Below are 13,884 nucleotides of genomic sequence, written 5' to 3' on the forward strand. Positions count from 1 at the left end.
TCACAAGGAATGTTCATGAAGACCCATAAGCTGGCCCTCATCCCCGGCGACGGCATCGGCGTGGACGTGACCGATGCCACGATGCAGGTCCTCAATGCGACCGCAAACCGGTTCGGCTTCGCGCTGGCATGCGAAACCTTTCCCTGGTCGTGCGAATACTATCTGAAGCACGGCGCGATGATGCCCGAGGAGGGCATCGAAACGCTTCGGAATTTCGACGCGATCTATCTGGGCGCGGTCGGCTGGCCGGCGAGCGTGCCGGACGCGGTCTCGCTGCACGGGCTGCTTCTGCCGATCCGCAAGGCCTTCAATCTCTACGCCAATATCCGGCCGCACCGGCTGCTTCCCGGTGTCGAGGGGCCGCTGAAGTCGCAAGGCTTCGATATCCTGTGCATTCGCGAGAACACCGAAGGCGAGTATTCCGGCGCCGGCGGACGCGTTCACCAGGGCCAGGACAATGAGGTCGCGGTCGAGACGTCCGTCTTCACCCGCCGCGGCATCGAGCGCATCCTGCGCTTCGCCTTCGAGCAGGCGCGGGGCCGACGCAAGCACCTGACCTCGGTCACCAAATCCAACGCGCAGAAATACTCGATGGTCTTCTGGGACGAGATCACCCGCGAACTGGCCCGCGAGTATCCGGACGTGACGGTCGCCCACATGCATATCGACGCCATGGCGGCAAAGATGGTGATGGCCCCCGATGAGCTCGACGTGGTGGTCGCATCGAACCTCTTCGGCGACATCCTGACCGATCTCGGCGCCGCCATCCAGGGCGGGCTGGGGTTTGCGGCCTCCGCCAATATCGGCCCTGACCGCTTGGGGCCTTCGATGTTCGAGCCGGTACACGGATCGGCCCCCGACATCGCCGGCAAGGACATCGCCAACCCCATCGCCGCCATCTGGTCGGGAGCAATGATGCTGGAGCATCTGGGCGAGAGCCAAGCCGCGGCTGCCGTGCTCAAGGCCATCGAGACGACAACCGCGAAGGGTATCGGCATCCGCCCCGGGTCCCACTCCACCAACGAAATCACCGCGGCCATCGTCGCCGAACTGGGAGACTGACATGCAGCTCAAGGATCCGGATCTTTTCCGCCAGTCCGCGCTGATCGATGGCGCATGGATCGCGCGCGCCGACATGGACGTCATCAACCCGGCCAGCGGTGCGGTCATGGGGACCATGCCGGACATTACGGCGGCTGAGACGGAATGCGCCATCGCTGCCGCCGCCGAGGCGATGAAGGCCTGGAAGGCGCGCACCCATGCGGATCGCGCCGATTTGCTGATGCGCTGGTATCAGCTCATGCTCGACAACGCCGACGATCTCGCGCAGATCCTCACCGCCGAACAGGGCAAGCCGCTGGCGGAGGCGAAGGGGGAGATCCTCTACGGCGCCTCCTTCGTGCGCTGGTTTGCGGAAGAGGCGCGGCGGATCAACGGCCACATCATTCCCTCGCCGGTCGCGGGCAAGAAGATCTTCGCGATGAAGGAACCCGTGGGCGTGTGCGCGATCATCACGCCGTGGAACTTTCCCAACGCCATGATCACCCGCAAGGTGGCGCCGGGGCTCGCCGCCGGCTGCACCATGGTGATCAAGCCCTCCGACTTCACCCCCTATTCGGCGCTGGCGCTGGGCGTGCTCGCCGAGCGGGCCGGCATCCCCAAGGGCGTCCTCAACATCGTGACGGGCCGGCCGGAGGAGATCGGCGCGACGCTGACCGGCTCGCCGGTCGTGCGCAAGCTCTCCTTCACCGGCTCGACGCGGATCGGCGCCCTGCTGGCCGAACAATGCGCGCCGACGCTCAAGAAGCTGTCGCTGGAACTGGGCGGCAACGCGCCCTTCGTGGTTTTCGACGACGCCGATCTCGATGCGGCGGTGGAGGGCGCGATGGTTTCCAAGTTCCGCAATGGCGGGCAGACCTGCGTGTGCGCCAACCGGCTGCTGGTCCAGTCGGGCATCCACGACGCCTTCGTGGCGGCGCTCGCGGAGCGGGTGGACGCCTTGCAGGTCGCAGACGGCATGGAAGCGGGAACCCAGATCGGCCCGATGATCAACCCGGCGGCGATCGCCAAGATTTCGGCCCATGTGGCGGATGCGCTGGAAAAGGGTGCGACCCGCGTGACCAGGCCGCGTCAGCTGGCAGCGCAATTCGCCGATCCGGTGGTGCTGACGGGCGCGACCACGGACATGCGACTTGCGGGCGAGGAGACCTTCGGGCCGGTGGCACCGATCTTCCGGTTTGAGACCGAGGAAGAGGCGCTGGAGATCGCCAATGGCACGCCCTTCGGGCTCGCCGCCTATTTCTTCACCCGCGACATGGCTCGTGCCTTCCGCTTCGGCGAGGCGCTGGAATTCGGCCTTGTCGGGCTGAACACCGGCGTCGTCAGCCACGAGGTCTCGCCGTTCGGCGGGGTCAAGTCCTCGGGCCTTGGCCGCGAAGGCGCGCAGGAAGGCATTGAGGAATATCTCGAAACAAAGGCTTTCCATTTCGGCGGTCTGTGACCGACATGCTCCCGGCCCGCCTTCGCCTCGCTGCCGCAGCGTAGGCGGGCCGACGATCCTTGATCCGACGTCCCAAAGTGTCTGCCAGCTATCCAATTTGCGCGGCTCTCGTTAGGATCGGCGTTGTTTCGGCCGAGCCTGAAAGAGGGAAGAGACCAGATGCGGATGCCTTCGCATACGCGCGCGATCGATGCCGTGCTGCTGGATATGGACGGAACGATCCTGAATTCCATCAAGGCGGCCGAGCGCGTATGGCGCACATGGGCGGAGCGCCGCGGCATCGACGTCGACGCCTTCTTGCCGACGATACACGGCGTTCAGGCGGTGGAGACGATCCGGCGGCTCGGCCTTGCGGGCATCGATCCGCAGAACGAAGCCGCCGAAATCACGAAAGCCGAGATCGAGGATGTCGACGGGATCGAGCCAATCGCCGGCGCCGCCGCCTTTCTCGCCATGCTGCCGCACGACAAGTGGGGCATCGTGACCTCCGCGCCCCGAGTGCTGGCGCTGCGCCGGATCAAGGCCGCCGGATTGCCCCTCCCGCCGTTACTGATTTCAGCCGAGGACGTGAAGCGCAGCAAACCGGCCCCCGATGGTTTCATGCACGCGGCCGAAAGGCTCGGGACGCTCGCGCACAGGTGCCTGGTGATCGAAGACTCCCCGGCCGGAATCGCCGCCGCGGCGAGTTCCGGAGCCCAGGTTCTGGTCGTCACAGCGACGCACCACCGGCCGATGGAGATCCGGCACCCGGCGATAACGGACTATCGCGATCTCGCTCTGGAACGGCTGCCGGACGGTGCGCTCTCGATCAGCCATGCCGGTGGCCCCAGCGAGTTGCCGGACCGTCTGTCCTGTGTCCTTCCCCCCTGCGCACCGCACCCGGCCGCGTGACGCCGGAAACGCCCTGCCCCGGTGCGCGCAGGCGGAAGAAGCCATGCGTCGGCCAGGAGGCCAAAGGGGCGCCGGACTTGGAACACCGGAAAAGTCGTATAGAATTCATGCGATCAGGTGCGATGCGCGCCTCCCGCCAGATGCCTCCCCGCAAGCCCCTCCCGGAGACCTCATGACCCGATCGACATCGCCCGTTCCCGTCACCATCCTGACCGGTTTTCTGGGCGCGGGGAAAACGACGCTGCTGAAGCGCATCCTCGATGACCCGCAAGGCGTGCGCTACGGCGTGCTGGTCAACGATTTCGGCGCCATCAACATCGATGCCGATCTGGTGGTGGAAAGCGCCGCAGATCAGGTGTCGCTGTCGAACGGCTGCGTGTGCTGCTCGATCCAGTCGGATCTGGTCGAGGCGATCGACGGGCTTCTGGCGCGCGACCCGGCGCCGGAGCGCATCCTGATCGAGGCGAGCGGCGTCTCGCGACCGTTGCCCATCGCCGACACGCTGGAGGCGCCGGAACTCAAGGGCCGCGCCGTACTCGACGGCATCTTCTGCCTCGTCGACGGCGAGGGCTTTGCTGATCTGGATTTCGCGGCGACCGAACTTGCCATCGAGCAGGTGACGGGGTCCGACGTGGTGCTTCTCAACAAGGTAGATGCCGCGAGCGAAACACAGCTCGCCGCTGTCGAACAGACGCTGAAGGGCCCGCTACCGGCGCTTCGGCTCATCCGCACACGGTTTGCGGAAATTCCGCGCGAGGTGCTTTTCGGTGCGCATATGGGCGCGCGGACAGAGCCGCATCACGGGCACGAGCATCATCACGATCATGATCACTGCACCGATCTCCACTGCACGCACGAGCATCACCACCACGATCACGCCGACGAATTCGAGGCGTGGAGCTGGCAGAGCGCGCAGCCAGTGGATGCGGATCGGTTGCGCGCGAGCCTTCGCGCGTTGCCCGCAAGCCTGATGCGGGCCAAGGGCATCTTCCGCGCCGAGAGCGCGGGCGAGCGGCTGGTGTTCCATCTGGTGGGAAAGCGCGCGCGTACCACGCGCGAGAAGGAGACCCCGCCGGCGGTGAGCTCGCTTGTCGCCATTGGCCGGCGCGGCAGCTTCGACGGTGCGGAGCTGACGCGGCTGATGGATGCGTGCGTGGCGGCCCCCCGGCCCTGAATTCCCGTATTCGTCGGGAGCAAGCGGCCAAGACGCCGGGCGTCTCCGCCCTACCCCCGGAAGCGCTGCCGCGTGGCGAGGCCGGCGGCGACGGTGAGTGCCAGCGTCGTCACCGTCAGGATGAAGGCGACGGCGGCGGCGAACGGCCAGTTGTTGAGCTGGAACTGCGAATAGACCAGCGGCGCCATCATGTGGAAGTCGGGACCGCCGAGCAGGACCGGCGTCGCGTAGGCGTTCATCGCCAGGATGAAGGTCAGGATCACACCGGCGGCGATGCCGGGAAGCGCCATCGGCCACAGCACGCGGCGCGCCATCGTCAACGGGCCGGCGCCCAGTGAGAAGGCAGCTTCCTCCAGATTGCGGTCGATGCCCTCAAGCACGCTTTGCAGCGTCAGCACCATGTAGGGCAGGTTCACCGCGATGATGCCGACAATGACCGCGGTCTCGGTGAACATGATTTCGGTCGGCGCGTTCGTGATGCCGAGCTTCATCAGCATGACGCTCAGAAAGCCCCGGCTGCCGAACAGCGTCATCCAGCCGGCCGCGCGCACGGCGTTGCCGACAAAGAGCGGGATGACGACGCCGATGATCAGCAGGTTCTTGTAACGCACCCGCGTGCGCGCCAGCACATAGGCGAGCGGAAAACCCAGCACCAGACAGATGAGCGTACACAGCAGCGAGATACGCAGCGTCGTCCAGAAGATCTGGAGATAGAAGGGATCGGAGAAGAACTTCAGGTAGTTCTCGGGCGAGAACGCCTCGATCATCAGCATGCGCGGGTCGTAGCGATTGAAGCTGTAGCGCAGCAGAATGAGCATCGGCGCGATGACGCCGAAGGCGACGATGATCGTCGCCGGCCCGATCAGCGATGACGCGCTGATCAGAACCGGGCGGGAGCGGGTGGCGGGATTGGCCGCGGCGGCTGTCATCGCTCAGGTCTCCGAAACGCAGAAAAGCGGGTTACGTGCATGAGGGGAAAAGCGAAGGAGCGGGCAGGAGAAGCCTTTGACGCTCCGCCCTTTCCGCCGTCATCCCCCGGCAAAGTCCGGGGGATCCGCTCAGCCCTTGGCATGCTTGGCAGTCGGCCATGGATCACCCGGACTTCGCCGGGTGATGCCGATGGGGAGAATGGAGCAAGTGTCGGGATGCGATCCCGTCAGGCCTTGAACTCCTTGTCCCACCATTCCTTCATTTCCATGTCGTGCTCCAGGATGAAGCCGAAATCGGGCGTGATGAGCTTGTCGATCTCCGACTTGGAGAAGCCGATGCGCTTGTTGAGCTCTGCCGGAATCTCGGCATTGTCGACGGTCGGGTTGTAGCCCATGTCGTGCGCGAAGGCCTCCTGTGCGGCAGGCTCCATCATCGCGTTGATATAGGCGTGGGCGCCATCCACGTTGCGCGCGTTCTTCGGGATCGCAAAGCCGGTCACATAGGACAGGCCGCCTTCGGCGGGAGCATTGGAGGCGACGTTGATGCCCGCATTCTGCCACTGCACGGTGCGTGCCTTCCACATGATGCCTGCGGTGATCTCTTCGCTCTTCAGCCCCTGCGCGAACGATTCATTGGTCGGATAGATGCGCGCGCCGGCCTTGCGGCATTCCAGCAGCAGCTTCTTGCCCGGTTCCAGATCGGTCTGCGACCCGCCGGCGGCCAGCGCCGCGGCCAGCAGGGTGTACTGGTACTGGATGTCGATGAAGCCAAGCGCGGCGCCGAGTTCCGGGTTGAGCGCGTCCGCATAGCTCTTGGGCGGGGTCTTGGTCTTGTCCGGATTGAAGACCGGCACCATCGCCGAATAGATCTGGCCCGCGCCGTATTCGTATTTCATCGAAGGCAGCAGGTGCTTGGCGTTCGGGAGCTTGGAGTAGTCGAGCGCCTGCGTCAGTCCCTGCTGGTAGACCTGATACATGTTGGGGCCGGTGAGGGCCTGGAGATCGGTGGAGCCGCGCGGCAGGCGGCGCTCGGCCATCATCTTGGCGCGGCGTTCCGGATCGCCCTTCTGGTCCTGGATGACCTCCCATCCCTTGGAGATGAGGAAGGGCTTCTCGATGTTCTTGTTGAGCAGACGCGCGTAGTCGCCGCCCCAGGTGCCAACGACGATCGTGCCGGCGGCACGCGCCACCGTCGGCATGCCGAGAGCGGCCATGCCGGCGACGCCGGCCATTGCCTGAAGCACGTGGCGGCGGTCCATGCCGCCGGCCTTGCGGATCTTGTCACTCATGTGTCGATTCCCTCTTGTGTCGGCTTAGCGCCTTGAAGGCTGGTGCAGGTGAACGCCCCCATCGGCTTGTGGCGGGGGCCGCGGCGGGGGGTGCACCGGTCCGGCCCGCCGGTCCTCCCCTCTCGTTTTCGTATCTATTGAGCCGGAAAGACGGAGGCTGTGGACGACCAGCCGACATGGACGGCCTCGCCCACGTCGGGCAGTTCGTGCCCCTCGTGATTGGGAAGCTGGGCGATGACCTGATCAGCCTCCGACAGCTTCACGTGAACGTCGATCAGGCTGCCCATGTAGGAGACGAAGGTCACCTGGCCGGGGAAGACGTTTTCCATACCCTGAAGCGGCTGTTTGGACAGGTGAACGCGCTCCGGCCGTAGCGCCACGACCGCATCGCCGACGATCTCGCGGCCGCAGACGATCTCCAGCCCGCCGGCGCTTTTCAGCGTGGTCCCGTGCATGCGACCGCGGATGAAGGAGGAGCGGCCGACGAAATCGGCGACGAAGCTGTCGGCCGGATGCTCGTAGAGATCGCGCTGGGAACCGACCTGGCGGACCTGGCCATCCTTCATGACGACCAGTCGGTCGGCCATGGTCAGCGCCTCTTCCTGGTCGTGGGTGACCATCACCGTGGTGAGGCCGAGGCGCTGCTGCAGCGAACGGATCTCCACGCGCACGTCATGGCGCAGCTTGGCGTCGAGGTTCGACAGCGGTTCATCAAGGAGCAGTACGTCGGGATGGAACACCAGCGCGCGGGCGAGCGCGACGCGCTGCTGCTGGCCACCCGACATCTGGCGCGGCAGGCGGTCCGCCAGATGCTCGAGCTGGACGAGTTGCAGCGCTTCGCTGACGAGGCCCGGGATCTCGCTCTTCGGGGTGGAGCGCATCTCCAGCCCGAAGGCGACGTTCTGCGCCACGCTCATGTGCGGGAACAGCGCGTAGTTCTGGAAGACCAGCCCCGCGTTGCGCTTCCACGGCGGCAGGCGGGTGACATCGCGACCACCGATATGGACGGAGCCTTCGGTGGGATCGATGAAGCCCGCGATCATGCGCAGCGTCGTCGTCTTGCCGCAGCCCGACGGCCCGAGCAGGACCAGGAATTCGCCATCGGCGATATCGAGCGAGACCTCGCGGGCCGCGTGAAATTCGCCGTAGCGCTTGGAGACGGATTGAAGTTCTAGGCGCGCCATCGATCTAAACCACCCGGCTGAGTTTGACGAAACGGTCGGTGATGATCATCGCGACCGCGATGACGAGGATCTGCAGGACGGAGATGGAGGCGATCGTCGGATCGATCTTCCAGCGCAGGTACTGCAGGATAGCGATGGGAAGCGTGTTGCTGCCCGGCCCCACCAGAAAGAGGCTCATTTCCAGATTGCCGAAGGAGGAGACGAAGCCGAACATGCCGCCGGCGACAATGCCGGGCAGAATGCCGGGAAGCGTCACCCTGCGGAACGTCGTGAAGCGGTCGGCGCCCAGATTCTGGGCTGCTTCCTCAAGCGTGCGGTCAAAGCCGGCAAGGCTCGCCGTGATGAGGCGCACCGCCCAGGGAATGACGAGCAGAACGTGACCCCACACGAGGCCGTAGAACGAGCCGATGATCGGCAGGCCGGTATTGATCTCGATCTCGACGTGAAAAATGTAGAGCGCGATGCCCAGCACGATGCCGGGCACGATGAGCGGCATCAGCATCATGTTGCCGAGCCCGTCGCGGCCGCGGAATTTCAGTCGCGTCAGGCCGAGCGAGGCGGGGATCGCCAGCACCAGCCCGATCAGCGTGGAGACGATACCGAGTTCCGCCGACAGGATGAACGCGTCGATGAAGCGGTCGTTGCTGATCGCTCCCGCATACCATTTGAGCGAATAGCCCTCGGGCGGGAAGGAGGGGATCTCCTGCGAATAGAAGGAGAGCCAGGTGACGAAGATCAGCGGCGTCAGGATGTAGACGAAGGCGAGCGCGGAGACGGCCAGCAGGGCCCAGCGTCCGAGCTTCCGCCGATCGAAGGACTGGCGCGGCAGGGGCGTCGAAGGGGGGAGAGCGGTCGTCGTCACACGGAACCTCCCAGTGTGTTCTTGTGGAACGAGCCGCCCTTCATGATGGCGGCAAGGTGGCGGCCCTGGCCTTCGAGCAGCGTGATGTCCTTGAGCGGATCGTCATCGACCACGATGAGATCGGCCCAGGCGTCGGCCGCGACGGTGCCGAGCCGGCCCGGCCTTCGCACGACCTCGGCCGCGATGGTGGTTGCGGAGCGGATGACCTCAATGGGGGCCTGAACCTCGGTGCGAATGGAGAATTCGCGGCTCTGATCCTCGATCAGATCGCCCAGCAGATCCGAGCCGTAGCCGACCTTGACCCCGGCCTCCTTGCAGATCTCCAGCGACTTGTAGCCGCCCTCCAGCACCACGGCGTTCTTTTCCAGCATGGTATCGGGCATGCCGTAGCCCTTCGCCCGCTCGCCCATGGCGACATAGGCGACGAGATTGGCGACCAGATAGGCGCCCTTCTCGGCCATCAGCCTGGCGGCGGCCGCATCGATCAGGTTGCCGTGCTCGATGGTGCGCACGCCCGAGGTGACGGCGCGGGTGATGGCTTCGGCCGAATAGGCATGGGCGCAGACATAGCGGCCGAAGGCTTCCGCCTCCTCCACCGCCGTCTCGATCTCCTCCAGCGAGAACTGCAGGCTGTCGAGCGGATCGTTGGGCGATGCGACGCCGCCCGACACCATGATCTTCACCTGGTCCGCGCCCTGACGCATCTGCTCGCGCACGGCGGTACGGACCTCGTCCGGCCCGTCGACGACGACGCGCAGATAGGCCTGGCCGTTGCAGCACGGGCAGGCGAAGCCCTGGTTGGTGCGCGCGCGACCATCGCTGTGGCCGCCGGTCGGGCCGATGGAGCGGCCGGCGATGAACAGGCGCGGCCCGACAATCAGACCGGCTTCCACCGCCTGCTTCATGCCCCAGTCGGTGCCGCCGGTGTCGCGCACGGTGGTGAAGCCGCGATCGAGCATGCCCTTCAGCCGCTTCGCGCCACGCGCGGCCGCCAGGGTCAACGGCACGTCCTCCATGCGGCGCATGTAGACTTCGGAGTGCATGGAATGGACGTGGCAGTCGATGAGGCCGGGCATCAAGACCTTGCCGCCGCAATCGATCACGGTGGCGGTGTCGGACGAGATCGGCCTGTCGGAGACCTCGCGGATGCGCTCGCCTTCGACGAGCACCTCATAGCCGCCGCGCGGCTCGTCGAAGGCGGGATCGAGAAGACGCAGGTTGCGGAAGAGAAAAGCCTGTTGGGCGGTCATAGCGCAGTCCGTCTCTTGAATGTCGGTCAGGGCCCGGGCCCGGCTCAATGCAGCGTGTTCTTGTGGAAGCGGCCGGCCTTCATGATCGCGGCCATGTGCCTTCCCTGATCGCCGAAGAGCTCGAGGTTCTTCGTCGGATCACCGTCGATGAGGAGGAGATCGGCAAAGGCGCCGGGCTTCAGGCAGCCGAGTTCGCCCTCCTTGCGCAGCACCTTCGCGGCAATCGTGGTGGCGGAGCGGATGATCTCCATCGCAGAGAGCACCTCTGACCGGATGACGAATTCGCGCGACTGGTCAACCTGAAGCTGACCCAGAAGATCGGACCCATAGGCGACCGGCACGCCGGCGCGCTTGCAGATCTCCAGCGAACGCAAGCCCCCCTCGATGACGACGTCGTTCTTGGCCAGCATGTCGCCGGTCATGCCGAAATCGGCGGCGCGTTCCTTCATCGCGTAGTAGGCGACGAGGTTGGCGATGAGGAACATGCCCTTGTCCGCCATCAACTTGGCCGAGGCCTCGTCGATCAGGTTGCCGTGCTCGATGGTGCGGACACCGGCATTGGCGGCCCGGGTTATGGCCTCGGGCGAATAGGCGTGGGCGCAGACATAGCGGCCGAAGGCCTCCGCCTCCTCCACCGCAGCCTTCACTTCACCAACAGAGAACTGAAGGCTGTCGAGCGGATCGAAGGGCGAGGCGACGCCGCCCGACATCATGATCTTCACGTGGTCGCAGCCCTGACGCATCTCTTCGCGCACGGTCTTGCGCACGCCGGACTGGCCGTCGGCCACCGCCATGGAGAACGCCAGCGCATCGCAGCACGGGCAGCGGGTGCCTATATCGGTGCGCCGGCGGCTGTCGGAATGCCCGCCGGTCGGCCCGATGGCACGGCCCGCGATGAACAGGCGCGGGCCCGCGATCAACCCCTCGTCCACGGCCTGACGCAGGCCCCAGTCGGCGCCGCCGGTGTCGCGAACGGAGGTGAAGCCGCGATCGATCATGCCGCGCAGGAGCGACATGGCATGCGCCGTCATCAGCGTCAGCGGCATGGCCTCCAGCTTCGGGATCACCACCTCGCACAGCACCGCATGGACGTGGCAATCGATCAGGCCCGGCATCAGCGTGCGGCCGCCGCAATCGATCACGTCGGCGCCCTCGGCCCTGATCGGCTTGTCGGAGACTTCGCGGATGCGGTCGTCCTCGATCAGGATCTCGTGGCCGCCCACGGGGGCGTCGAGATCCGGATCAAGCATGGAAAAGTTCCTGAAGAGAAGCTGGCCCAAGGCGGCCTCCATAGAAATTGGGAACTGGGCCCGGCAGGCGGCCGGGCCGGACGCGTTGCGTGGCTCAGACGTCGAGCGCGAACGGATCGTCGATGCTTTTCGCCGGTTCGGTGAACCAGTGAGCGCCGTCGGCGGCCATGTAGGCGCAGTCCTCCAGCCGGATGCCGAATTCGCCGTAGATGCAGATCGTCGGCTCCACCGAGAAGCACATGCCCTCGGCCAGCGGCGTCATGTTGCCCCTGACCATGTAGACTTCCTCGTGAACGTCGAGGCCGATGCCGTGGCCGGTGCGGTGCGGCAGGCCGGGCAGCGCGTAGTCCGGCCCGAAACCGCCGCCCACGACGGCGGCGCGCGCCGCCTTGTCGACGTTCTCGCAAGGCGCGCCGAGCGTTGCTGCCGCGAAACCGGCGGACTGCGCCTGCTTCTCCAGATCCCAGACCTCGCGCTGGCGGGCGTTCGGCTCGCCGAAGACATAGGTGCGGGTGATGTCGGAGCGGTAGCCCTTCACGAAGGTGCCGAGATCCATCAGCACCATGTCGCCGTCCTTGAGCGTCTGCGGATAGGGCACGCCGTGCGGATAGGCGGTGGCCTCGCCGAACATGATGAGCGGCTTGCCGGCCGGGCGCGTGGTGCCGAAGCGCGTGTAGGCCTCCTGCACGAAGTCCTCGACCTCGGTGGTGGTGATACCCTCGCGCAGGATGGCGGCGGCCGCCTTGTGAACCTCGATGGTGATCTCGTTGGAGCGCTTCAACAACGCGATCTCGGCCGCTGTCTTGCAGGCCCGGCACGGCGTGGTGATCTCGGTTCCGTTGACGAAATCGTAGCGGTTGCCCGCCTTGCGCAGGCCGTCGAAGGTGAAGAACGGGGTTTCGGGATCGACCGCCACCGTGCCGTCCTCAAAACCGAGACTGGCGATCGTCTCGATGACGAGCGCGGTCGGGTCCTCGTGTTCCTCCCAGCCGCGAATATCGTCGCCGAAATTGAGGAGCGTGCGGGTCTTGGGCTCCTCGAAGACGGGGCTCAGGTAGGTGACCGGCCCTTCCGCGGGAATGACGGCGCCGTGCAGGCGCTCTGTCCGCTTCAGGTTGATGCCGGTGAAATAGAAGAGATTGACGGAGCTATCGAGATAGAGCGCGGAAATGCCCTTTTCGCGCATCAGCATTTGCGCGCGTTCCACGCGAGCGCGCCACTCCTCCACTCCGATCGCGGGAACGTCGGCCGTCAGATCGCGCATGCGCGCGAATTCGGCTTCGGCGGTGGAACCGCCAACACCAATCGTCATGGGTGGTCTCCGGAAGATGCAGGATGGGAAGGCCGTCTTGTGCACGAAACGGCGCGTGCGCTTTATGCGTCACGCTTTCACCGCGACGGGAAAAGGAGAGATCCACCAGCTCATTTGAAACAGGCTGCGTCTTCGACATCGGTCCCTGCGGTTCCCTCGATGCGGCATTTCGTCGATGCGAGTTTATTATATTATGATACTTTGCATCGTATTGTGTTCTACCGTATTGGTTTGATACACATCGAGTCAAGCAGCTAAGCGCGCCAATTCGGACCACCGATGACTATTTTTTGGCCTCGCCTATTTCGTGAGTTTTTTCAGTGCCTTCAAAAAAGCAGGACACCCTTTTCGTCGCCTCCCTCGCCAAGGGGCTGACCATTCTCCATGCCTTCGGGCAACCCAATCCGGAGATGAGCCTTGCCGAAATCGTGCGGGTGACGGGCCTCGACAAGAGCGCCTGCCAGAGGCTCACGAACACGCTCTTTCGCGAGGGATTTCTGCTGAAGGATCCGATCACGCGGCGCTTCCGCCCCTCGCTCAAATGCCTGGAAATGGCGGCCGCCTACGCCTGGGCCGACCCGCTGGTGCGGCTGATGATGCCGAAGCTGATCGATCTCGGCCACGCGTTGGGCGAACGCGTCAACGCCGCCCGTCTCGACGGCCCCGATATCGTCTACATCATTCGCATCCCGACCCAGCTCACCAGTTTCGGCGGCATGATCGTCGGTCGCAGGCTGCCCGCGCTGACGACGTCGGCCGGCCGCGCGATGATCTCGCGTCTTGCCCCCGATGCCCGGCGCGAGGCCATCGAGACATGGCCGCTTGCCGCCAACACCCACGCGACGGAACTCGACCGGGGCCGGATCGCGGAGAGGATCGAGGAGGCTGCGGGGGCGGGTTTTGCGGTGGCGGTGGGGCAGAACATCATCAACGAGATCGCGGTAGCCGCCCCTGTCATGGCGCGTGACGGCACTCCGGTGGCGGCCGTGCAGTGCTCCGTCTCCGCACCGAAGTGGACGGCCGAGAGGGTCACCGCCGAACTCGCGCCGCAGGTTCTGGACGTGGCGAACTCGTTCAATTTCGGATAGGTCCGAAAGATCCGGGGCGTGCCCGCCGAAGGCGCCAGGATGCGGGCTCGGATTGATTGTTGTCCGGGAATATGCTCTTAAGCACTCCGCGTTCGGGCCAAAGCACCAAGGTCGCTCCGGCCGGCGATACGCGTGCGGATTTCCGCTGCCGCTCC

General features: G+C 65.3%; 12 protein-coding genes. 5 read left to right on the plus strand and 7 right to left on the minus strand.

What is annotated here, in order from left to right; genetic code table 11:
- The first annotated feature begins 15 nt into the window (after positions 1 to 15).
- The 4 genes from C8N35_RS04745 to C8N35_RS04760 all read left to right on the plus strand — a co-directional run bounded on the left by C8N35_RS04745 (position 16) and on the right by C8N35_RS04760 (position 4,565).
- Positions 16 to 1,062: a tartrate dehydrogenase gene (locus C8N35_RS04745; RefSeq protein WP_107989089.1), complete on the plus strand. Its 1,047-nt coding sequence runs from the start codon at positions 16 to 18 to the stop codon at positions 1,060 to 1,062.
- Position 1,063: 1 nt separating this feature from the next.
- Entirely contained in the window at positions 1,064 to 2,500 is a 1,437-nt protein-coding gene (locus C8N35_RS04750; protein WP_107988414.1) for an NAD-dependent succinate-semialdehyde dehydrogenase, read from the plus strand.
- A gap of 165 nt (positions 2,501 to 2,665) precedes the next feature.
- Positions 2,666 to 3,391, plus strand: a complete 726-nt coding sequence (locus C8N35_RS04755; protein WP_210203383.1) for an HAD-IA family hydrolase — start codon at positions 2,666 to 2,668, stop codon at positions 3,389 to 3,391.
- 172 nt (positions 3,392 to 3,563) lie between these two features.
- Positions 3,564 to 4,565, plus strand: coding sequence for a CobW family GTP-binding protein (locus tag C8N35_RS04760; protein WP_170122023.1), 1,002 nt, complete (start codon positions 3,564 to 3,566; stop codon positions 4,563 to 4,565).
- A 50-nt stretch (positions 4,566 to 4,615) separates the two neighbouring features.
- On the opposite strand, the gene C8N35_RS04765 is transcribed toward C8N35_RS04760, so the two are convergent.
- From C8N35_RS04765 to C8N35_RS04795, 7 genes are all read right to left on the minus strand, one after another.
- Positions 4,616 to 5,494, minus strand: coding sequence for an ABC transporter permease (locus tag C8N35_RS04765; protein WP_107988417.1), 879 nt, complete (start codon positions 5,492 to 5,494; stop codon positions 4,616 to 4,618).
- 227 nt (positions 5,495 to 5,721) lie between these two features.
- Positions 5,722 to 6,783: an ABC transporter substrate-binding protein gene (locus C8N35_RS04770; protein WP_107988418.1), complete on the minus strand. Its 1,062-nt coding sequence runs from the start codon at positions 6,781 to 6,783 to the stop codon at positions 5,722 to 5,724.
- Positions 6,784 to 6,917: 134 nt separating this feature from the next.
- Complete coding sequence (locus tag C8N35_RS04775; protein WP_107988419.1) at positions 6,918 to 7,967, minus strand: ABC transporter ATP-binding protein; 1,050 nt, start codon at positions 7,965 to 7,967, stop codon at positions 6,918 to 6,920.
- 4 nt (positions 7,968 to 7,971) lie between these two features.
- Positions 7,972 to 8,829: an ABC transporter permease gene (locus C8N35_RS04780; RefSeq protein ID WP_245926655.1), complete on the minus strand. Its 858-nt coding sequence runs from the start codon at positions 8,827 to 8,829 to the stop codon at positions 7,972 to 7,974.
- Positions 8,826 to 10,079 carry a metal-dependent hydrolase family protein gene (locus C8N35_RS04785; RefSeq protein WP_107988420.1) on the minus strand — a complete coding sequence of 418 codons (1,254 nt, stop codon included), beginning with the start codon at positions 10,077 to 10,079 and terminating at the stop codon, positions 8,826 to 8,828. The genes C8N35_RS04780 and C8N35_RS04785 overlap by 4 nt, the downstream gene beginning before the upstream one ends.
- A 44-nt stretch (positions 10,080 to 10,123) precedes the next feature.
- Positions 10,124 to 11,329 carry a metal-dependent hydrolase family protein gene (locus C8N35_RS04790; protein ID WP_245926656.1) on the minus strand — a complete coding sequence of 402 codons (1,206 nt, stop codon included), beginning with the start codon at positions 11,327 to 11,329 and terminating at the stop codon, positions 10,124 to 10,126.
- Between the two features lie 94 nt (positions 11,330 to 11,423).
- Complete coding sequence (locus C8N35_RS04795) at positions 11,424 to 12,641, minus strand: M24 family metallopeptidase (RefSeq protein ID WP_107988422.1); 1,218 nt, start codon at positions 12,639 to 12,641, stop codon at positions 11,424 to 11,426.
- A gap of 320 nt (positions 12,642 to 12,961) precedes the next feature.
- Here C8N35_RS04795 and C8N35_RS04800 point away from each other — a divergent pair, with 320 nt between their 5' ends.
- Positions 12,962 to 13,729 carry an IclR family transcriptional regulator gene (locus C8N35_RS04800; RefSeq protein ID WP_107988423.1) on the plus strand — a complete coding sequence of 256 codons (768 nt, stop codon included), beginning with the start codon at positions 12,962 to 12,964 and terminating at the stop codon, positions 13,727 to 13,729.
- Positions 13,730 to 13,884 lie beyond the last annotated feature (155 nt).

The organism is Breoghania corrubedonensis (assembly GCF_003053845.1).
Classification (GTDB): Bacteria; Pseudomonadota; Alphaproteobacteria; order Rhizobiales; family Stappiaceae; genus Breoghania; species Breoghania corrubedonensis.

What these genes read in the sequence shown, in the direction of transcription:
- C8N35_RS04755 (WP_210203383.1), top strand. Translation starts at nt 2,666, where the DNA reads ATGCCTTCGCATACGCGCGCGATCGATGCCGTGCTGCTGGATATGGAC.
- C8N35_RS04750 (WP_107988414.1), top strand. Translation starts at nt 1,064, where the DNA reads ATGCAGCTCAAGGATCCGGATCTTTTCCGCCAGTCCGCGCTGATCGAT.
- C8N35_RS04765 (WP_107988417.1), bottom strand. Translation starts at nt 5,494, where the DNA reads ATGACAGCCGCCGCGGCCAATCCCGCCACCCGCTCCCGCCCGGTTCTG.
- C8N35_RS04785 (WP_107988420.1), bottom strand. Translation starts at nt 10,079, where the DNA reads ATGACCGCCCAACAGGCTTTTCTCTTCCGCAACCTGCGTCTTCTCGAT.
- C8N35_RS04775 (WP_107988419.1), bottom strand. Translation starts at nt 7,967, where the DNA reads ATGGCGCGCCTAGAACTTCAATCCGTCTCCAAGCGCTACGGCGAATTT.
- C8N35_RS04795 (WP_107988422.1), bottom strand. Translation starts at nt 12,641, where the DNA reads ATGACGATTGGTGTTGGCGGTTCCACCGCCGAAGCCGAATTCGCGCGC.
- C8N35_RS04760 (WP_170122023.1), top strand. Translation starts at nt 3,564, where the DNA reads ATGACCCGATCGACATCGCCCGTTCCCGTCACCATCCTGACCGGTTTT.
- C8N35_RS04770 (WP_107988418.1), bottom strand. Translation starts at nt 6,783, where the DNA reads ATGAGTGACAAGATCCGCAAGGCCGGCGGCATGGACCGCCGCCACGTG.
- C8N35_RS04790 (WP_245926656.1), bottom strand. Translation starts at nt 11,329, where the DNA reads ATGCTTGATCCGGATCTCGACGCCCCCGTGGGCGGCCACGAGATCCTG.
- C8N35_RS04745 (WP_107989089.1), top strand. Translation starts at nt 16, where the DNA reads ATGAAGACCCATAAGCTGGCCCTCATCCCCGGCGACGGCATCGGCGTG.